The sequence below is a fragment of the Streptomyces sp. NPDC030296 genome (assembly GCF_055572815.1).
Genome location: NZ_JBVICQ010000020.1, coordinates 24,763 through 44,566, shown reverse-complemented (window position 1 = coordinate 44,566; position 19,804 = coordinate 24,763). Strand labels below are relative to the sequence as shown.

General features: G+C 71.5%; 20 protein-coding genes. 17 read left to right on the top strand and 3 right to left on the bottom strand.

The features are described 5' to 3' along the window. Positions 1-86 precede the first annotated feature (86 nt). From ACZ4Z3_RS37950 to ACZ4Z3_RS37930, 5 genes are all read left to right on the top strand, one after another. Positions 87-1,109 carry a LacI family DNA-binding transcriptional regulator gene (locus ACZ4Z3_RS37950; protein ID WP_468505333.1) on the top strand — a complete coding sequence of 341 codons (1,023 nt, stop codon included), beginning with the start codon at positions 87-89 and terminating at the stop codon, positions 1,107-1,109. Positions 1,110-1,571: 462 nt separating this feature from the next. Further along, entirely contained in the window at positions 1,572-2,789 is a 1,218-nt protein-coding gene (locus tag ACZ4Z3_RS37945) for a S1C family serine protease (protein WP_468505332.1), read from the top strand. Between the two features lie 91 nt (positions 2,790-2,880). After that, positions 2,881-3,078, top strand: a complete 198-nt coding sequence (locus tag ACZ4Z3_RS37940) for a hypothetical protein (protein ID WP_468505331.1) — start codon at positions 2,881-2,883, stop codon at positions 3,076-3,078. A 133-nt stretch (positions 3,079-3,211) separates the two neighbouring features. Beyond that, positions 3,212-3,946, top strand: a complete 735-nt coding sequence (locus tag ACZ4Z3_RS37935) for a response regulator transcription factor (protein ID WP_468505330.1) — start codon at positions 3,212-3,214, stop codon at positions 3,944-3,946. Then, positions 3,943-5,406, top strand: a complete 1,464-nt coding sequence (locus ACZ4Z3_RS37930; RefSeq protein WP_468505329.1) for a sensor histidine kinase — start codon at positions 3,943-3,945, stop codon at positions 5,404-5,406. The genes ACZ4Z3_RS37935 and ACZ4Z3_RS37930 overlap by 4 nt, the downstream gene beginning before the upstream one ends. A 110-nt stretch (positions 5,407-5,516) precedes the next feature. Here ACZ4Z3_RS37930 and ACZ4Z3_RS37925 read toward each other — a convergent pair whose 3' ends face one another. Together ACZ4Z3_RS37925 and ACZ4Z3_RS37920 are read right to left on the bottom strand one after the other, a co-directional pair. Next, positions 5,517-5,726 carry a DUF397 domain-containing protein gene (locus tag ACZ4Z3_RS37925; protein ID WP_468505328.1) on the bottom strand — a complete coding sequence of 70 codons (210 nt, stop codon included), beginning with the start codon at positions 5,724-5,726 and terminating at the stop codon, positions 5,517-5,519. Further along, positions 5,723-6,550 (bottom strand): helix-turn-helix domain-containing protein, encoded by an 828-nt coding sequence (locus ACZ4Z3_RS37920; RefSeq protein ID WP_468505327.1) that lies wholly within the window; start codon positions 6,548-6,550, stop codon positions 5,723-5,725. Before ACZ4Z3_RS37920 ends, ACZ4Z3_RS37925 begins: the two co-directional genes overlap by 4 nt. A gap of 150 nt (positions 6,551-6,700) precedes the next feature. Here ACZ4Z3_RS37920 and ACZ4Z3_RS37915 point away from each other — a divergent pair, with 150 nt between their 5' ends. From ACZ4Z3_RS37915 to ACZ4Z3_RS37905, 3 genes are all read left to right on the top strand, one after another. Then, the gene (locus tag ACZ4Z3_RS37915) at positions 6,701-6,928 is read left to right on the top strand and encodes a hypothetical protein (protein WP_468505326.1); all 228 of its coding nucleotides are present in this window, start codon (positions 6,701-6,703) and stop codon (positions 6,926-6,928) included. Beyond that, positions 6,928-7,233, top strand: a complete 306-nt coding sequence (locus tag ACZ4Z3_RS37910) for a hypothetical protein (protein ID WP_468505325.1) — start codon at positions 6,928-6,930, stop codon at positions 7,231-7,233. Before ACZ4Z3_RS37915 ends, ACZ4Z3_RS37910 begins: the two co-directional genes overlap by 1 nt. An 87-nt stretch (positions 7,234-7,320) precedes the next feature. Then, complete coding sequence (locus ACZ4Z3_RS37905) at positions 7,321-8,211, top strand: AraC family transcriptional regulator (protein ID WP_468505324.1); 891 nt, start codon at positions 7,321-7,323, stop codon at positions 8,209-8,211. A 105-nt stretch (positions 8,212-8,316) separates the two neighbouring features. Here the strand turns inward: ACZ4Z3_RS37905 and ACZ4Z3_RS37900 are convergent, their stop codons facing one another. Beyond that, entirely contained in the window at positions 8,317-10,119 is a 1,803-nt protein-coding gene (locus tag ACZ4Z3_RS37900; protein ID WP_468505323.1) for a bifunctional metallophosphatase/5'-nucleotidase, read from the bottom strand. 332 nt (positions 10,120-10,451) lie between these two features. Between ACZ4Z3_RS37900 and mshD the strand changes: the two genes are divergently transcribed. The 9 genes from mshD (at position 10,452) to ACZ4Z3_RS37855 (ending at position 19,783) form a co-directional block, all read left to right on the top strand. Beyond that, a complete protein-coding gene (mshD, locus tag ACZ4Z3_RS37895) occupies positions 10,452-11,381 on the top strand; it encodes a mycothiol synthase (RefSeq protein WP_468505322.1) in 930 nt (309 codons plus the stop codon). A 103-nt stretch (positions 11,382-11,484) separates the two neighbouring features. After that, on the top strand, positions 11,485-11,880 hold the full coding sequence (locus tag ACZ4Z3_RS37890; protein WP_468505366.1) for a GntR family transcriptional regulator: 396 nt from the start codon (positions 11,485-11,487) through the stop codon (positions 11,878-11,880). Then, positions 11,877-12,836: an ABC transporter ATP-binding protein gene (locus ACZ4Z3_RS37885; protein WP_468505321.1), complete on the top strand. Its 960-nt coding sequence runs from the start codon at positions 11,877-11,879 to the stop codon at positions 12,834-12,836. Before ACZ4Z3_RS37890 ends, ACZ4Z3_RS37885 begins: the two co-directional genes overlap by 4 nt. Continuing rightward, on the top strand, positions 12,833-13,819 hold the full coding sequence (locus ACZ4Z3_RS37880; protein WP_468505320.1) for an ABC transporter permease: 987 nt from the start codon (positions 12,833-12,835) through the stop codon (positions 13,817-13,819). The genes ACZ4Z3_RS37885 and ACZ4Z3_RS37880 overlap by 4 nt, the downstream gene beginning before the upstream one ends. Next, a complete protein-coding gene (locus ACZ4Z3_RS37875) occupies positions 13,816-14,808 on the top strand; it encodes an ABC transporter permease (RefSeq protein WP_468505319.1) in 993 nt (330 codons plus the stop codon). Before ACZ4Z3_RS37880 ends, ACZ4Z3_RS37875 begins: the two co-directional genes overlap by 4 nt. Beyond that, positions 14,805-15,647 (top strand): ABC transporter permease, encoded by an 843-nt coding sequence (locus tag ACZ4Z3_RS37870; RefSeq protein ID WP_468505318.1) that lies wholly within the window; start codon positions 14,805-14,807, stop codon positions 15,645-15,647. The genes ACZ4Z3_RS37875 and ACZ4Z3_RS37870 overlap by 4 nt, the downstream gene beginning before the upstream one ends. A 197-nt stretch (positions 15,648-15,844) precedes the next feature. Continuing rightward, on the top strand, positions 15,845-18,295 hold the full coding sequence (locus tag ACZ4Z3_RS37865) for an RNA degradosome polyphosphate kinase (RefSeq protein ID WP_468505317.1): 2,451 nt from the start codon (positions 15,845-15,847) through the stop codon (positions 18,293-18,295). Then, positions 18,276-19,373 carry a CHAD domain-containing protein gene (locus tag ACZ4Z3_RS37860; protein WP_468505316.1) on the top strand — a complete coding sequence of 366 codons (1,098 nt, stop codon included), beginning with the start codon at positions 18,276-18,278 and terminating at the stop codon, positions 19,371-19,373. Before ACZ4Z3_RS37865 ends, ACZ4Z3_RS37860 begins: the two co-directional genes overlap by 20 nt. Next, the gene (locus tag ACZ4Z3_RS37855; RefSeq protein WP_468505315.1) at positions 19,370-19,783 is read left to right on the top strand and encodes an NUDIX hydrolase; all 414 of its coding nucleotides are present in this window, start codon (positions 19,370-19,372) and stop codon (positions 19,781-19,783) included. Before ACZ4Z3_RS37860 ends, ACZ4Z3_RS37855 begins: the two co-directional genes overlap by 4 nt. Positions 19,784-19,804: the final 21 nt, after the last annotated feature.

Genomic DNA, 19,804 nt, shown 5'->3' with positions numbered 1-19,804 from the left:
TCGGCGCACGGCGGACGTGCGGCTCTCGCGCAGACGAGCGCCTGTACGCCCTGCCCAGGGGCGGTCCATCCGCGTAGACTCCGCGCGTGGCCAAGGTGACTCGGGATGATGTGGCGCGACTGGCGGGAACTTCCACCGCCGTCGTCAGCTACGTCATCAACAACGGACCCCGGCCGGTCGCCCCGGCCACGCGCGAGCGTGTCCTCGCCGCGATCAAGGAGCTGGGGTACCGGCCCGACCGGGTCGCCCAGGCCATGGCGTCGCGGCGCACCGAGCTGATAGGCCTGATCGTCCCGGACGCCCGTCAGCCGTTCTTCGGCGAGATGGCGCACGCGGTCGAACAGGCGGCCGCCGAGCGCGGCAAGATGGTCCTCGTCGGGAACTCCGACTACATCGCCGAGCGCGAGGTCCACTATCTGCGGGCGTTCCTCGGGATGCGTGTCTCCGGACTGATCCTGGTCAGCCACGCCCTCAACGACAACGCCGCCGCCGAGATAGAGGCGTGGGACGCGCGCGTGGTGCTGCTGCACGAGCGGCCCGAGGCGATCGACGACGTCGCCGTGGTGACCGACGACCTCGGCGGCGCCCAGCTCGCCGTGGAGCACCTCCTCTCGCACGGACACGAGTACGTCGCCTGTCTGGGCGGCATCGCCGAGACCCCGCTGGTCGGCGACCCCGTCTCCGACCACGTCGAGGGCTGGCGCCGCGCGATGGACGACGCCGGCATCTCCACGGAGGGGCGCCTCTTCGAGGCCCCGTACAACCGCTACGACGCGTACAACGTGGCCCTCGACCTGCTCTCCGGCCCGGACCGTCCCCCGGCGATCTTCTGCTCCACCGACGACCAGGCCATCGGCGTACTGCGCGCCGCGCGTGAGCTGCGTATCGACGTGCCCGGCGAGCTGGCGGTCGCCGGCTTCGACGACGTCAAGGAAGCGGCGCTGACCGACCCGCCGCTGACCACGGTCGCGACGGACCGCACGGGCATGGCCCGCGCCGCGGTCGACCTCGTCCTCGACGACGGCCTGCGGGTCGCGGGCTCCCACCGGGAACGGGTGAAGCTCTTCCCGTCGAAGCTGGTCACACGACGGTCCTGCGGCTGCGCGTAGCCTCCGGCGGGGGCGGGTCGGCGCCCTGGAGGCGGGGGGTCGGCGCCGTAGAGGCGCTCGGGCGCGTGGTCGACCGCGGGTCCGCCCGCCGTGGCTGGTCGCGCCCGCGCGGCGGAGCCGCGTGTTCCGGTACGGCTTGCCGTCCTTGAGGTCAGGTTCGGTGTGCACTCCGTCGATCGCCTTCTCCACGCCGGCCTCCACCAGCGCTCCGTCCCCGAGAACGGCCAGTGCCGCCTCGGCCCGCTCGGCAAGCTCCTCGTCGGAAGACCCGGCGGCGTTCGATGCACCGGAGCGCCGGGACGGCGTGGTGGCCGCCGCGTTGTGCGGCATCGCCACGGCTCTCGCCCCTTTGTTTCCCATGCGACCGGGGCCGGGCGCCTTTATATGGGGCATACGAGGTTCTGTCGGGCTTCTCAGGGAGCACTCAGGGAGCTCTCATGGTGGCGCGCGAAGCTCTGTGCCATGACCGAGAGCTTCCGCCGCAGCGGCGAACACGAGAACCCCTATCAGGGTGACCAGCAGCAGCACGGCACCTCTCCGGTGAACCCGGAGTGGCCGCCCCCGCCGGCCTACGAGCCGACTCCGCCGACGGCGGCGCCCGCGTACGGCTCCGCCGAGCACGGCTCGACCGGATACGGCTCGACCGGGTACGGCGCGCCCCACCATGGCTCGACGGCGTACGGCGCACCGCACCACGGCTCGGCCGGACACGGCTCGGCCGGGTATGGGTCCGCCCCGACCGCTCTCCTCTCCGAGCCGGTGTCCTCCGGTGCCGATCCCGCGGCGGCGGCCTCGTCCCCGTCCACGTCGTCGCCGAAGAAGCGCGCCAAGGGCCCGCTCGCGTTGGTGGCGGCCGTGGCGATCGTCGCGGCGGCGATCGGCGGTGGTACGGCGTACGGGATCCAGGAGCTGACCGGCAACGACACCGTCGCCTCCAGCTCGACCAGCACGAGTGTGGTGCCCACCAGCCAGAAGGGCACCGTCGCCGGGGTCGCCTCGGCGGTCAGCCCGAGCATCGTGGAGATCAACGCCAGCTCGAACGGGGGTGAGTCCACCGGCTCCGGTGTGATCATCACCAGCGACGGCGAGATCGTCACCAACAACCACGTGGTCTCCGGCGCCTCCCGGATCAAGGTGACGACCCACAGCGGCAAGACGTACAGCGCCGAGGTCGTCGGCACCGACAGCAAGAAGGACCTCGCGCTCATCAAGCTGCGGGACGCCTCCGGTCTGAAGGCGGCGACCCTCGGCAACAGCAACGGGGTCAAGGTCGGCGACCAGGTCGTGGCGATCGGCTCCCCCGAAGGGCTCACCGGCACGGTGACCAGCGGGATCGTCTCCGCGCTCGACCGTGACGTGACGGTCTCGACGGACGAGGGCCAGCAGCAACAGCAGGGCGGTGGCGGCGGGTGGCCGTTCGAGTTCGGCGGCCAGGAGTTCAACGGCGACACCGGTTCCTCGACGACCACGTACAAGGCGCTCCAGACCGACGCGTCCCTCAACCCGGGCAACTCCGGCGGCGCCCTCATCGACATGAACGGCAACATCATCGGCATCAACTCCGCGATGTACTCCGCGTCCTCCTCGGGCGACGCCGGCAGCGCGGGCCTCGGCTTCGCCATCCCGATCAACACGGTCAAGTCCGACCTGAGCACGCTGCGGGCGGGCGGCTCGGACTGAGGACCACGGTGGCCACCGTGCCACCGCGCCCGTGGCAGCCACCGCGGCCACCGCGGCCACCGACTGACTCTCCTTCGACCTGGAGGTCGACATGATCAAGCAGGTTGCGCACGACGTCCCGGCCGCCGACGGCCCCTCCGGAATCGGTCTCGCCCTCGCGGTGGCGGCCGAGCTGCACCCGCCGGTCACACGGGCCCCCGAGGTCGCGCCCGCCCCGACCCGGGCCACGGCTCCCCGACGGACGTCGATGGCCACGGCGGCCCACCGCCGCCGTACGACAGTCGGATGATCGGCTGAGGCTCGACTTATCCACAGCCCTGCCCAACCCGGCGCCCTGGAACGTGCGAGGCTGAGTCCGGATCGACCACTCCTCGCTCCCGCTCCCCCTCCACGTCCCACCGCACCCGAGGAACGACACGACCATGAGCCCCGCCGAAGGCGACCGTGAACCCCAGCGCATCCTCATCGTCGACGACGAGCCGGCGGTGCGCGAAGCACTCCAGCGCAGCCTCGCCTTCGAGGGGTACGACACGAAGGTCGCGGTCGACGGCGCGGACGCGCTGGAGAAGGCGATCGCGTACCGGCCGGACCTGGTGATCCTCGACATCCAGATGCCCCGCATGGACGGCCTGACCGCCGCCCGCCGGATCCGTGGCGCGGGCGACACGACCCCCATCCTGATGCTGACGGCCCGCGACACGGTCGGCGACCGTGTCACCGGCCTCGACGCGGGCGCCGACGACTACCTGGTCAAGCCCTTCGAACTGGACGAACTCTTCGCCCGCGTCCGCGCGCTGCTGCGCCGCAGCTCGTACGCGGCGGCCGTCGCCGAGACCGCACAGGAGGACGAGGCGCTCGCGTTCGCGGACCTGCGGATGGACCTGGCGACCCGTGAGGTGCGGCGGGGCGACCGGCCGGTGGAACTGACCCGTACGGAGTTCACGCTGCTGGAGATGTTCATGGCGCACCCGCGCCAGGTCCTCACCCGCGAGCAGATCCTGAAGGCCGTCTGGGGCTTCGACTTCGAGCCCAGCTCCAACTCCCTCGACGTGTACGTCATGTATCTGCGCCGCAAGACGGAGGCGGCGGGCGAGCCCCGCCTCGTCCACACGGTGCGGGGCGTGGGGTACGTCCTGCGACAAGGCGGCGCGGAGTGAAGAAGATCCTCCGCCGCTACCGCACGCTGCCGATCCGCACCCGCCTGTCCCTCCTGGTCGCGGCAGCGGTCGCCTTCGCGGTGGCGGCGGTATCGGTGACGTGCTGGTTCATCGTGCAGGGGAAGCTGTACGACCTGGTCGACGACCAACTCGACAAGGCCATGGGCATGGGGGCGATCCAGGACCAGGCCAGGTACGCGGTCAACAACTGCACGCAGACCGTCGGCGAGCAGAACCCCCGCTTCGGTCCCCGCAACACCTACTTCCAGGTGGTGCTGGACGATGAGACATCCTGCGTTCTGGACTTCTCCTCGGGTCTGGTCAAGGTGACCCACACCGACATGGAGGTGGTGAACGGCACCGAGCGCACCGAGGCCATCTACCACAACGGCACCGACACCAAGGGAAACGACGTACGAGTCAAGACCCAGCCGGTGAGTATCGCCGATCCGGAGACGGGCGAGCTGTCCAACGCGGCTCTGATCGCCGCCCTCCCCCTCCACGGCACCCAAGCCACCCTCAACGACCTCGCCCTGATCCTCCTCCTCGTCTCCGGTATCGGAGTGGTCGGCGCCGGAGCGGCGGGGCTGGCCGTGGCCCGTGCGGGACTGCGCCCCGTCGACAAGCTCACGGACGCCGTCGAGCACGTGGCGCGCACGGAGGACCTGAGCATCCGTATCCCGGTGGAGGACGAGAGCGAGGACGAGGTCGCCCGGCTGTCCCGCTCCTTCAACTCGATGACGAGCGCGCTGGCCAGCTCCCGTGACCTCCAGCAGCAGCTGATCGCCGACGCGGGACACGAACTCCGCACCCCGCTGACGTCCCTGCGGACGAACATAGAGCTGCTCAGCCGCAGCGAGGAGACGGGCCGCCCCATCCCGGCCGACGACCGCAAGGCCCTGCTCGCCTCGGTGAAGGCGCAGATGACGGAACTGGCCTCGCTGATCGGCGACTTGCAGGAGCTGTCCCGCTCCGACTCCGGTCAGAACGGCGGCCGGCTGCAGATCGTCGACTTCCAGGAGACGGTCGAGGCCGCGCTGCGCCGGGCCCGGCTGCGGGGCCCGGAGCTGACGATCACGTCGGACCTCCAGCCCTGGTACGTACGCTCCGAGCCGTCGGCGCTGGAGCGGGCGATCGTCAACATCCTGGACAACGCGGTGAAGTTCAGCCCCGTGGGCGGCACGATCGAGGTGACGCTGGAGTCCGGTGTCCTCACGGTGCGGGACCACGGCCCCGGCATCCCCGCCGACGAACTCCCCCACGTCTTCGACCGCTTCTGGCGCTCCCCCAGCGCGAGGGCCCTCCCCGGCTCCGGCCTGGGCCTGTCCATCGTGGCCCGCACGGTCCAACAGGCGGGCGGCGAGGTCACCCTGACCCGAGCGGAGGGCGGCGGCACACTGGCGACGGTTCGACTGCCGGGCGCGGCCACCCCTCCACCGGAGCCACCTGAGATAGCGTAACGAGGGCTGCGGTTACTGCCAGAAGACCATGCCGGAGGTTCCTCCTGGATGGCACGACGGATGTGCTGGACGCGGGGGTGTGGGGCCGAGAGCGCCCCGCCTGCAGACGTTCACCAGGCCCGGCCGACTTTGACGCCGTCCACGAAGTAGGCCCAGGAAGCGGCCGAGAAGATCAGGGGACGAGCGTTCGGGGTCTTGCTGTCGCGGACGGGGACCATGCGGAGGGGGCCGTCGGCGACCTCCAGGCAGTTGTTGGCTCCCCCGTCGCTGTAACTCGACTTGCGCCAAGTGACAGTGCTGAGGTCGGGGATGCGCGTCATGATCTGTGCTCCTTCAGTACGTCCCTGATGAACGTCAGCGAGTCCGAGGGGGACAGTGCCAGATCCCGAAGCCGATCGTAGGACAAACGGTGGTGCAGCACGTCCTCCGGATCGTCCATCAACAGTCCGCTGCTGTCACCTTCCGTATAGGCCACGCCGGTTGCGTCCTGCTGCCACAACAGGGTCAGCGATCCCTTCCCCACGAAGTGGTGGATCCCCGCGGTGAACGGCAGAACCTGAACCACCACGTTGGGCCGCTGTGCCGCTGCCTCCAGGTGCAGCAACTGGCCGTGCCACGTCTCCGCGCTGGACGCTCGACGTCGGAGCGCCGGTTCATCGATCACGAAGCGGATGCTGGGCGCCGGATCTCTGTTCAACAGCAGCTGCCTGCCCAGGCGCGCGGCCACCTGCTCCTCGATCACTTCGGCGTCCTTGGGTGTTGTCTGGGGCTCAGACAACACCTCGCGGGCGAATTCCTCGGTCTGCAACAACCCCGGCACATCCGGTGTGTACACGTGCACGATCCGGGCTGACGCCTCCAGCCGCATGTACTCCTTGTACTTGTCCTTGAAGGCATCGATCCGAGCCACCTTCCACAGGCAGACCAGCAGGTCAGCGGAGCCGTAGTACCCGTCCAGGTCTTCCATCACGGTCAACTTGGACAGCCGCTCACCCGACTCCAGGCGGCTCAGATAGCTCTTGTCGTACCCGGTCTCGTCGGCCAACTGCCCCAACGTCCTGCCCGCCTTCTCTCTCAGGAAGCGCAGGGTCTGACCCAGCACCGCCCGGCCCGACCCGGACTTTCCGTCAACCGATTCGCCCACGTCACCCCTCCCCGTTGTCTGGCGCTCCAGGCAACGCCTGGCCTCTTCCCCAACGTATGCCGCAGCCGTGACGATCTGATCGCGAACGGTAATCACCGCTCGTCATCCCGACCCTGAAATAACCCTGAGACGAGAAGGGGACGCTTTGCCATGCGCGGATTCGTCGCGAGACTCCGGGTGTTCATGCAACGGCACACCGCCGTGGACCCACAGGCTGTGGATACCCACGAGCCACCCGAGCCCCTTCCGCTCCCCTCCCCCCGGCCCATCGACGACCTCTGGCCCTTCGAGCCCTACGACAACTTCGTGCGGCCGTACGTGCTGAGCCCCGAGGAGCTGTACGTCTACGGCGTGGACCTCGGCGGGGTGTCCGCGTGATGCCCGGGTTGCGGCTGCTGCCCTGGACCTCCCCCGACGGCAAGCCCTGTTATCTCGACCCGGACACCGCGCACCCGGGCACCCTGTCCCTGCTCGCCGACCACGTGGAGGTGATGCAGCTGGGGTCGGCGGAGGAGGTCGCGGCCGGTGGCAGGGCCGTACTGGCGGACCCGGTGGCCGGGGAGCGTGCGTTGCGGTTCGCGCTCACGCGGGCCGTGGAGTCGTTGGAGGACGTCGTACGGATCGCCGTCAGCCGGGGGCGACGGCTCGACGAGACCGCCGCGCCCGTCTCCGACACAGAGTGACCCCACCCCACCGGACCGGGCACAGGATGTCGGGTGCGGTGCGGTGTCCTCTTCCTAGCGTGGACGGCGCAAGGGAAGGAGACCGAGGTGCTGGAGCGGCTGAACGAGGCCCTGGATCACATCGAGTCGCGGCTCGCCGAACCGGCCGAGCCGATCGAGGTGACCGCGCTGGCCCGGATCGCGGCCACGTCGGAGTACCACTTCCGGCGGCTGTTCTCCGCGCTCGCGGGGATGCCGCTGTCGGAGTACATCCGGCGCCGGCGGCTCACCGTCGCGGGCGCCGAGGTGCTCGCCGGGGAGCGGACGCTGCTGGAGATCGCGGTGCGCCACGGCTACGGCTCGGGTGAGGCGTTCGCACGGGCGTTCAAGGCGATGCACGGGGTGGGGCCGGGAGAGGCCCGGCGGGATCGCGCGGCGCTGCGGTCGCAGCCTCGGATGTCCTTCCGTCTCGTCGTGGAAGGGAGGAGCAGCATGCGATACAGGGTCGTGGAGAAGGAGGAGTTCCGTGTGGTGGGGAGGAAGGTCAGGGTGCCGCTGGTCCATGAGGGGATGAACCCCGGGATCGTCGAGTTCGTCCGGGGGCTCGGGCGGGACACGATCGAACGGATCGCCGCGCTGTCCGCCGGGGAGCCGACGGGCGTCCTGGGGGTGAGCGACAACCTCGACCCGAGCCGGGCGGAGGGCACCGAACTCGACTACTACCACGCCGTGGTGACGTCGTCCGCCGCGGCCGACGTCCCGGAGGACCTGGACTCGCTCGTCGTCCCCGCCGGCTCGTGGGCCGTCTTCGAGAACTCCGGCCCGTTCCCGCAGTCCCTCCAGTACCTGTGGCGGGACGTCTTCACCCAGTGGTTCCCGTCCAACCCGTACCAGAGCAGGCCGGGCCCGGAGATCCTCCGCACCCGCCTCTCGGACGACGCCACCGAGGCGGACGCGGAGCTGTGGATCCCCGTGGAGCGGACCGCCGTCGGCGACTGAGCGAGACGCGCGGGCCGGGAACGCGAATCCCCGCGCCCCTGAGAACACGGGGACGCGGGGATTCAACTGTGACGGCGAACCGACCAGCTACCGACCAGCCACGGACTAGCTGACGATCGTGATGCGGTTGGCCGCCGGCGGGGCGATCGGGTTGCTCGCCGACGAGTTGGCGGTCAGGTACGCCTCCAGCGCGGCGAGGTCGTCGCCGCCGACCAGGTCGTTGGTGCCCTGGCCGAGCGTGGTGATGCCGTCGCCGCCGCCCGCGAGGAAGCTGTTCGTCGCGACGCGGTACGTGGCGGCGAGGTCGATGGCCGCGCCGTTGAGCTTGATGGAGTCGACGACGATCCGGTCGGCGCCGGTCTTCGTCAGGTCCAGCGTGTACGTGAAGCCGGTCGACGGCAGCAGGATCTTCGGCGAGGCCGCGTTGGAGCCGCTGACCTGCTCCTTGAGGATCTGCACGAGCTGGGCGCCCGTGAAGTTCTGCAGGTTCACCGTGTTGGAGAACGGCTGGACGGTGAAGCCCTCCGCGTAGGTGACGACGCCGTCGCCCTCGCTGCCCTTGGCCGCGTAGGTGAGGGGCGCGCGGACACCGCCGGGGTTCATCAGCGCGAGGTCGGTCTCCGGGTCCAGCTTCTTGCCGGCGGCGAGCTGCGCGTCGGCGATGAGGTCACCCATGGGGGACTCGGTGCCGGTGCTCGGGATGTCGGCGGATATGTAGCCGATGGGCCGGTTGCCGATGGGGGCGGCCAGCGTGTTCCACCGGTTGATGAGGTCCGTCATGTCGGCGGCCTTGGCCACGTCACGGGTGACGACGTGGTTCGCGGACTTCACGGCCGTACGGGAGATGTCGCCGGTCTTGCGGTCGTACGTCAGCGTCGTGTCGGTGTAGAGGCGGCCGAAGGACGCGGCCGAGGTGACCATGCGCGGCTTGCCCGACGGGTCCTTGATCGTGCAGGCGTACGCGGCGTGCGTGTGGCCGGTGACGAGGGCGTCGACCTTCGGGGTGATGTTCTTGGCGATGTCGACGATCGGGCCGGAGATGCCGTCACCGGCGCCGGGCGAGTCGCAGTCGTAGTTGTACGACGTGGAGGCGGGGGCACCGCCCTCGTGGATGAGCGCGACGACGGACTTCACGCCCTGGCGCTCCAGCTCCTTGGCGTACTTGTTGATCGTCTTGACCTCGTCCTTGAAGGTGAGGCCCTTGACGCCCTCGGCGGAGACGACGCCCGGCGTGTCCTCCAGGGTCACACCGATGAAGCCGATCTTGACGCCGTTCTTCTTCCACACCCAGTAGGGCTTCAGGAGGGGCTTCTTGGTCTTGTTCTCGATGACGTTCGCCGCGAGGTACGGGAAGTCCGCGCCCTTGAACTTCTTGCCCTTGACGTAGCAGCCGGCGGTGGGGTGGCAGCCGCCCTTCTGCAGGCGGGCCAGTTCCTTGGCGCCCTCGTCGAACTCGTGGTTGCCGACGCTGGTGACGTCGAGGTCGAGGTGGTTCAGCGCCTCGATGGTGGGCTCGTCGTGGAACAGGCCCGACAGCAGCGGCGAGGCGCCGACCATGTCACCGGCGGCCGCGGTGATCGAGTACGGGTTGTCCCCGCGGGCGTCGCGCAGATGCGTGGCCAGGTACTCCACACCACCGGCGTTGATCGTCGTGGTCGTGCCGTCCTCGTGCAGCTCGGTCACCCGGCCCGAGGAACCGGCCGGCGGCTCCAGGTTGCCGTGCAGGTCGTTGAACGACAGCAGCTGCACGTCCTGGTACCGGCTCGGCTCGGTCTTGCCCGGCTTGGCCTCACCGGCGCTCGCCGGAATGGCGGCGGCCAGCGCACCGACGGTCGCGATGCCGGCCGCGACCGCGACGATCCGGTTGCGGCGGCTGCCACGGCGTTGCGCGTGGGGTGTGGCTGACATGTGCCCCCCTGGTTCGTAAGAGACGTAAGGAAAACGTGAGAACAGGCCCCGTCGGCCCGAAGCGTAGATTCAACGCGCGTAGCGCGACAGGGGGTTCATGGTTACGACCTGGTTGCCATCGAGGAGGATGGTTGACAAAACGGGGCGTTCGGTCCGCCCGGAAGGGACGCGGGAGCGCCACCTGCGCCGCTCCGCCGCGAGCACGGATGCCCCCCGGGCACGCTCGACCGCGGTGGCGGGATCTCGTCGTCCACACCCCCGCCCGCCGCCCCGGGGAACCGACCCGGTTCCGAGGCGCCCTCCCGTCGCGGCCCCCGGTTAATCTCGAACCCATGACCAGCGACGACACCGCCCGGCCCCACTCAGCCGCCCGCAGTATCGAGACCCGCCTGGAACTCACGCCCGACCAGAGGGCGGCCGTCCTCGACCTCCTCGACGAGGCCGCCCAGGTCGACGGCCAGCCCGCGGTGTCCGAGCAGGGCCGCCTCCAACTCCGCGGCGGCCCCCGCGAGGGCGTCCGCCACCTCCTCCTCACCGTCGGCGACACCCTGGTCGGCTACGCCCAGCTGGAGGACACCGACCCCGTCGAGGCCCCCGCGGCCGAACTCGTCGTGCACCCCTCGCACCGGGGCCACGGCCACGGGCGGGCCCTCGGTTCGGCGCTGCTCGCCGAGTCCGGCAAGCGGCTGCGCGTCTGGGCGCACGGCGGCCACTCCGCGGCCCGCCACCTCGCCCAGGTCCTCGGCCTCACCCTGTTCCGCGAACTGCGCCAGATGCGCCGCTCGCTGGCCGATTTCGACCCCCCGGAACCGGTCCTCCCCGAAGGTGTCACCGTCCGCGCGTTCGTGCCCGGCGAGGACGACGCGGCCTGGCTCGCCGCGAACGCGGAGGCGTTCGCCCACCACCCCGAACAGGGCTCCCTCACCCAGCGCGACCTCGACGACCGCAAGGCCGAGCCCTGGTTCGACCCGGCCGGCTTCTTCCTGGCGTTCCGGGGCGACGAACTCGTCGGCTTCCACTGGACGAAGGTGCACGCCGCCGAACAGCTCGGCGAGGTCTACGTCGTGGGTGTCCGCCCCGGCGCACAGGGCGGCGGCCTCGGCAAGGCGCTCACCACGATCGGGCTGCGCCACCTGGCCGCACAGGGCCTGCCGACCGCGATGCTCTACGTCGACGCCGACAACAAGGCGGCGGTGACCGTGTACGAACGCCTCGGATTCGTGACGTACGAGACGGATCTGATGTACCGCAGCGAAACCTGACAGGCGGGACAGGCAGGGAACGAGCAGGGGGCGGTGTGTTGACACCGCCCCCTCTCTTGCACCACCCTTTCACTACTCAATTAGTGAAAGGGTGGTTGTTCGAGTGGTCGAGTACCGCATCGACCGGCGCAGCGGTGTCGCCACCTATGTGCAGATCGTCCAGCAGACCAAACAGGCCCTGCGGCTCGGCCTGTTGGAACCCGGCGACAAGCTCCCCACGGCCCGCGAGGTCGTGGAGGCCACCGCCATCAACCCGAACACGGTGCTGAAGGCCTACCGCGAGCTGGAGCGCGAGGGCCTGGTCGAGGCCCGCCGCGGCCTCGGCACCTTCGTACGGAAGTCGTTGGGCGCCCATCCGGTCGACTCCCCGCTGCGCGCGGAGCTGGACCAGTGGACCGTCCGGGCCAAGGAGACCGGGCTCGAACGGGGCGACGTCGAGGCGCTGTTCACCTCCGTACTGGATGAACACTTCAAGGAAGATCAGGGGGACGAGGCATGACCGACACGGCCATCGAGGCGGCCGCACTCGGCAAGAGGTTCGGGTGGCGACAGAAGGGCTGGGCGCTGCGCGACTGCACGCTGCGGCTCCCGGTGGGGCGCGTCTGCGCGGTCGTCGGACCGAACGGCGCGGGCAAGTCGACCCTGCTGGCCCACGCGGCAGGCCTGCTCGCGCCCACCGAGGGCGGCATCAGCGTGCTGGGCACGACCCCGTCGGCGGCCCGCGAGCGCATGGCGTACGTCGCCCAGGACAAGCCCCTGTACCCGCAGCTCACCGTCGCCGAGACCCTTCGCATGGGCGCCGAGCTGAACCCCCGCCGCTGGGACGCGGCAGTGGCCGAGCGGATCGTCGAGGAGGGCGGGCTGGACTTCGGTTCCAAGATCCGCTCCCTCTCCGGCGGCCAGCGCACCCGGGTCGCGCTCGCCCTCGCCCTCGGCAAGCGGCCCGAACTGCTGCTGCTGGACGAGCCGATGGCCGACCTCGACCCGCTCGCCCGGCACCAGCTGATGGGCACCCTGCTCGCGGACTCCGCCGAACACGGCACCACGGTTGTCATGTCCTCGCATGTCGTGGCAGAACTTGAGGGCTCCTGCGACCACTTGTTCCTCCTCGGCGGCGGCCGCGTCCGCCTGGCCGGCCCGCTCGACGCCCTCATCGCCGCGCACACCCTGGTCACCGGCCCTACCGGCGACCTCGCCCCGCACACCGTCGTCGAGTCCCGTACGACCGGCCGTCAGATCACCGCGCTGATACGGCCCGAGGGCCGGATCGCCCCCGGCTGGCAGACCGCCGAGCCGACCCTGGAGGAGCTGGTCCTCGCCCACCTGCGAGCCCCCGGCGCCCCGGCGCTCACCCTCACGGAGGAGGACGACGCGTACGACGAGGGCGACGGCGACGGCGACGGCGACGGCGACGGCGAGACCAACGGCACGCACACCCGGGGAGCCTCCGTATGAGCGCCGTGACCGTCATGTCCGCCGGGGCTCCGGACCGTCGCCCCGCGCACCCCGCCCGCGCCCTGGCCCGCGCGGTGCTCCGCCCGCACCAGTCGGCGCTGTGGTTCTGGGGGCTGCTGGTGGCCGTGTTCGGCGGTGGACTGCTGTGGGCCGCCGGACCGGGGTTCGACGCCGTCTGGGACGCCTACCTCAGGAGCGGCTGCAAGGAGGCCGACTACTGCGACATGGGCCCCGCGTACCAGCGCTACGACCTGGCCGTCACCCTGGCCCCCGCCGCCCTGGCCGTCGTCCCCGCCCTCATCGGGGCCTGGGCGGGCGCCTCACTGATCGGCCGCGAGCTGGAGAGCGGCACGGCGAAACTGGCCTGGACCCAGTCCGTCACCCCGGCCCGCTGGCTCACCGCGAAGCTGGCGGTCCCGGCCGCCCTGATCGCCTCGGGGACGGTCCTGCTGACCCTGCTGAACCGCCTGGTGTGGTGGCGGGAGGAGCCGCTGCGGGACGCGGTGGCCACCCGCGACTGGTTCGCCGTCACCACCTTCACGGGCAACGGCACCCTCGCCACCGCCTACGCCCTCCTCGCCCTGGCCGTCGGCGTGGTGGCCGGACTTCTGCTGCGCCGCTCGCTGCCCGCGCTCGCCGCCGGGTTCGCGGGCACGGCCGCCCTCATGGTCGTCCTCCAGGGGAACCGGCACCACCTGTGGCCCGTGGCGGAGGCACGCGGGGCCGCCTCGGAGCCTCTGTGGACGGGCATGCTCGTCGACCATGGCGTCATCACCGCCTCGGGCGACCGGATCTCCAACGTCCTCTGCGAGGACCTCGACTGCGGCCGGAGCGACGTCGTCGGCTACTGGGCCCAGTCCCACCCCTCGTCCCACTTCTGGCCCCTCCAGCTCGTCGAGACCGGCATCGTCGTCGCCGTCACCGCCCTGCTGGTCCTCGCCTCCTTCCACCTGCTGCGCCGCCGCACGGGAGGCGCCGCGTGACCGCCCTCACGACCACCGCGTCCCCTACGAGAGGCGGCCCGCGCGGACTGACCTGGACGCTGCTGCGCCTGCACACCGCGGCCGTGTGGTTCTGGACGCTCCTCGTCGCCGTGGCCGCCGGGTGCCTGCTGTGGGCCGAGGTAGCGGGCGTCGACGCCGCCTGGGCCGCGTACGCCTCGGGGGGCTGCGACAACGGAGTGGTGGACGAGGGCTGCAACCTCAACGCCCCCGCGATCGAGCTGTACGACACGGCCATGTACCTGGGCTCCGCGATCATCACCGTCGCGCCGCTGCTCGTCGCCGTCTGGGCGGGGGCCGCGCTGATCGGGCGGGAGCTGGAGAACGGCACCGCGCACCTGGCCTGGACCCAGTCCGTCACCCCGGCCCGCTGGCTCGCCGCCAAGCTCGCCCTCCCCGCGGCCGTGCTCTGCGCCGGCACGCTCCTGCTGGTCCAGCTGCACCGGACGATGTGGCAGGCCCACACCGACCAGTGGGGGGCGCGGGGCGTCCAGCAGTGGCACGACAGCGAGATCTTCGTCGCCAACGGTCCCGTCGCCCTCGCCCACGTCCTGCTCGGCCTCGCCGTCGGCGTCCTGGCCGGCCTGCTCGCCCGCCGCTCCCTGGCCTCCATGGGCTACAGCTTCTTCGCCCTGGGCGGTCTGCTGTACGCCCTCGAAGTGGCCCGGCCGTACCTGTGGCCGGCGAGGACCGCGACGACCCAGTCCGCTCAGAGCCGCCCCACCTACCTCGGCATGACCGTCGAGGAGGGCGGCATCACCCCCAGCGGTGTCCGGATCCCCGACCTCTGCATGGTCAGCACGGAATGCATGCCCGGCGAGGATGTCGTCGGCTACTACCGCGACTACCACCCCGCCTCCCACTTCTGGCCGCTCCAGCTCGTCGAGACCGGCGTCGTCCTCGCCGTCACCGCCCTGCTGGTCCTGGCCTCCTTCCACCTGCTGCGCCACCGAACGGGAGGCACGTCATGACGGTCGCCGTCGGCACCACCGCACCCGTCGCCCACCGGGGGATCCGCCCGCGCGGCCTGACCTGGACCGTGCTGCGCGTGCACCGCCCGGCCCTGCTGGTGTGGTGCGCGTACGTCCTGCTGATGGTCGGCTGGATGCTCTGGGTACAGCACGTCTCGGGCGCGCGGGTGCGCGCCGAGCTCGACGCCTGCCGGAGGGTGGAGGGCGGGTGCATCGACGTCATGACGTTCAGCCACTCCATGAACGAGGGCTGGATCGGCACCTTCATCGCGTACTCCTCCTACGGCATCGCCGCCTGGGCCGGTGCCTCCCTCATCGGCCGCGAGCTGGAGCGGGGCACCGCCCAGCTGGCCTGGACCCAGTCCGTCAGCCCCACCCGCTGGCTCACCGCCAAGCTGGCGGTGCCGGCCGTCGCGCTGACCGTCGGGACCACCGTCCTGGTCCTGGTCTACCGCTGGTTCTGGACGGCGAGTCAGGACCTGCGGGGTGGCGAGTGGCACGACCCCGACCCCTTCCTCAACCGCGGCCCGGCGGTCCTCGCGTACGCCCTGTGCGCCCTGGCCGTCGGCGCCCTCGCGGGCATCGCCCTGCGGCGCTCGCTGCCCGCCCTGGCCGTGGCGTTCGGCTCGATCCTCTGGTTCCACCTGTACGTCGACAGGCACTGGCACGAGCTGTGGCCCGCGAGGACCCTCTCCGGCACCGACGGCGGCTGGTTCCCCAGCGACCACCCCGCCTCCCACTTCTGGCCCCTGCACCTGATGACCACCGGCGTCGTCCTCACCGTCGCCGTCGTGGCCACCGGCGCCGCCTACTGGCTGCTGCGCCGCCGCACCCGCTGACCGCGCCCCGGACCCGGCACGCCCTTCCTACGGGGGGAGGGGCGTGCCGAAGGCGTGCACAGGCACGGGGCGCTTCCGGGGTCGGTGCTTCGGGGGCGGGCAGGGGCGCACTCGGGGAACCGGCGGGCCTCCCTGCGCTATCCCGCACGTAAGGTCTCCGTAACCGGCGATTCAGACGACCTTGCGACGCTTCCGCAATGAACCCCGTCCCGCCCGAGCCCTCGCCTCCCCCACGCAACGGCCCAAGCAACGGGAAGGGCGCGGGGAGCGGCCGTCCCGCGGCCACCGCGGCCCACCCCGGCGGCACCGACGACGTCGTCGCGCGGATCGACGCGGACATCGCCGGAAACGCCGTCGCGCTCCCTCCGGCGCTCTCCGACGCGCCTGTGATGCTCGCGGCGCGGAAGAATGGTGCCATGAGCCAGTCCAACGCCCAGGCACAGGTCCAGCACGCGCAGCCGTCCGTCGGCTCCATAGCCGCGCACCGCCCGCACACGGTGGCCGCGGTCGTCTCCGATCTCGAACCCGACATGGACGCCGACCTCGACGCCTACGAGGAGGCGCCGTACGACGGCGACCGCCTGCCGCAGAACCGCTTCCTCGACCGGGAGCGCAGCTGGCTCGCCTTCAACGAGCGTGTCCTGGAGCTCGCCGAGGACCCGAACACGCCCCTGCTGGAGCGGGCCAAGTTCCTCGCGATCTTCGCCAGCAACCTGGACGAGTTCTTCATGGTCCGGGTGGCCGGTCTGAAGCGCCGTATCGCCACCGGCGTCGCCACCAAGTCCGCCTCGGGTCTCCAGCCCCGCGAGGTACTGGAGATGATCTGGGCCCGCTCCCGTGAGCTGATGGCCCGGCATGCCGCCTGCTTCCACGAGGACATCGCCCCGGCACTCGCCGAGGAGGGCATCCACGTGGTCCGCTGGGGCGAGCTCACCGAGAAGGAGCAGGCCCGCCTGTTCACTCTCTTCCGGCACCAGATCTTCCCCGTCCTCACCCCGCTCGCCGTGGACCCGGCGCACCCCTTCCCGTACATCTCGGGCCTGTCGCTGAACCTGGCCGTGGTCGTCCGCAACCCGGTCTCCGGCCACCGGCACTTCGCCCGCGTGAAGGTCCCGCCGCTGCTCTCCCGCTTCCTGGAGGCCTCCCCCAGCCGCTACGTCCCGATCGAGGACGTGATCGCGGCCCATCTGGAGGAGCTGTTCCCGGGCATGGAGGTGCTGGAGCACCACGCCTTCCGCCTCACCCGCAACGAGGACCTGGAGGTCGAGGAGGACGACGCGGAGAACCTCCTCCAGGCCCTGGAGAAGGAGCTGATGCGGCGCCGCTTCGGGCCGCCGGTGCGCCTGGAGGTCGAGGAGTCCATCGACCGGTACGTCCTCGACCTGCTGGTCCGCGAGCTGAAGATCTCCGAGGCCGAGGTGTACCCGCTGCCGGGCCCCCTCGACCTCACCGGTCTCTTCGGCATCGGCGCCCTCGACCGGCCCGAGCTGAAGTACCCGAAGTTCATCGCCGGGACCCACCGCGACCTCGCCGAGGTCGAGTCCGCGTCGCCGCCCGACATCTTCGCCGCCCTGCGCGAGCGGGACGTCCTGCTGCACCACCCGTACGACAGCTTCTCCACCTCCGTGCAGGCGTTCCTGGAGCAGGCGGCCGCCGACCCGGACGTCCTCGCCATCAAGCAGACCCTGTACCGGACCTCCGGCGACTCCCCGATCGTGGACGCGCTGATCGACGCCGCCGAGTCCGGCAAGCAGGTCCTCGTCCTGGTCGAGATCAAGGCCCGCTTCGACGAGCAGGCCAACATCAAGTGGGCCCGCAAGCTGGAGGAGTCGGGCTGCCACGTCGTCTACGGCCTGGTCGGTCTGAAGACCCACTGCAAGCTGTCCCTGGTGGTCCGCCAGGAGGGCGAGACCCTGCGCCGCTACAGCCACGTCGGCACGGGCAACTACCACCCGAAGACGGCCCGCCTCTACGAGGACCTGGGACTGCTCACCGCCGACCAGCAGGTCGGCGCGGACCTCTCCGACCTGTTCAACCGTCTCTCCGGCTACTCCCGCCGCGAGACCTACCGCCGGCTCCTCGTCGCCCCCAAGTCCCTGCGCGACGGACTGATCGCCCGTGTCAACAAGGAGGTCCAGCACCACCGCGCCGGACGTCCCGCGTCCGTCCGCATCAAGGTCAACTCGATGGTCGACGAGGCCCTGATCGACGCCTGCTACCGGGCCTCGCAAGCCGGGGTGCCCGTCGACATCTGGGTGCGCGGTATCTGCGCGGTACGCCCCGGCGTCCCCGGCCTCTCGGAGAACGTCCGCGTCCGCTCCGTCCTCGGCCGCTTCCTCGAACACTCCCGGATCTTCGCCTTCGGCAACGGCGGCGAGCCCGAGGTGTGGATCGGCAGCGCCGACATGATGCACCGCAACCTCGACCGCCGGATCGAGGCCCTCGTACGAGTCACCGACCCGGCGCACCGGGCGGCCCTCAACCGCCTGCTGGAGACCGGTATGTCCGACACGACCTCCTCCTGGCACCTCGGCCCCGACGGCGAGTGGACCCGGCACTCGACCGACCCGGACGGCCAGCCCCTGCGCAACGTCCAGGAGATGCTCATTGACGCCCGGAGGCGCCGGCGTGGCACAGCAACACCTTGACCCCAGGAACTCCACGGCCGTCGCCGCCGACGCCCTCGCCGGGTATCTGCGGACCCAGGCCACCGAGTTCCTCCGCGCGCTGCGCACCCACCGGGAGACCGGTGGGGGTGCGGCGAACGGAGCCGAGGAGTCGACCGACGCGGCGCTCGCCCTGCGCCGCTCGGCCCGCCGCATCAGCGGCACCCTCCACACCTTCCGCCCGCTGCTCGACGCCGACTGGTCGGAGTCCCTCCGCCCCGAACTGGCCTGGCTGTCGGGCACGCTGGGCCGCGAGCACGCCTACGCGGCCCGGCTGGACCGCCTGGTGGCGGCCCTGAACCGGCTGTCCGGAGCCACCGCCGCCCTCCCCTCCCAGGCCGGCGCCCCCGCGGCCGGCCGCACCGCCGGAGCGGAACGCGCGGGCCCGTCAGGGCCAGGGGGCACCGGCACCCGCGCCCCGGCCACCCCCGACCGCGGCAACCTCACCATCGGCGCCGCGAAAGCGGGCGCCCTCCTCGACCGCCAGCTCACCCTCGCCCGCACCCGGGCCCACTCGGCGGCCCTCCAGGCGCTCGGCTCCTCCCGCTTCCACGCCGTCGCCGACAGCGTCGCCGTCCTCGCCAGCGAGGTCCCCCTCACCCCCACCGCCCCCGCCCTGGACCTGCGCCCCCTGGCCGCCGCCGCCCACGACCGCCTCCGCGACGCCGTCGCCGGTCTTCCCCTGCTGACCGCCGGCCACCCCTACAACGCCGAGGCCCTCATCCACGGCCTCTCCCCCGACACCGCCCCCCACCCCCAGGACGCCCCCTGGCACCAGGTCCGGCTCCTGCTGCGCCTCCACCGCTACGCCCTGGAGGTCCTCCACCCCCAGGCGGTCCCCGTGGACGTACGCCTCCTCGCGGCCGGCGAGGCCCTCAACCGGCATCGCGACGCCTCCGAGGCGGCCTCCGCCGCGGCGGCCGCCGCCCGCACCCCCCGGATCGCCCCGGCCACGGCCTACGCCCTCGGGGTCCTGCACGCCGACCAGCGCCACGAGGTCGAGGCGGCCCGCTTCGCGTTCCAGCAGTCCTGGCAGAAGGAGGCGGTGAGGACGTCATGAGCGACGACGTCATCCAGGCGGCGGGCTGCGTCCTGTGGCGCCGCTCCCCCGACGCCGGGGAACTGGAGATCTGTCTGGTCCACCGGCCGAAGTACGACGACTGGTCCCACCCCAAGGGCAAGTTGAAGCGCGGCGAGGCCCCGCTCGACGGTGCGCTGCGCGAGGTGGAGGAGGAGACCGGCTACCACTGCGAGCCCGGCCCGCGGCTGCCCTCGACCCACTACTTCGTGGGCGGACGCGCCAAGCGGGTCACGTACTGGGCCGCCGAGGCGACCGCCGGCTCCTTCACCCCCAGCCGCGAGGTCGACGACGTGCTCTGGCTGGGCCCGGCCGCCGCCCGCGCCCGGCTCACCCAGCCCCGCGACCGGGAACTGGTCGACGAGTTCCTGGCCGCCCTGCGCCTGGCCTGACCCCGGCGGCCCCGCACGCCC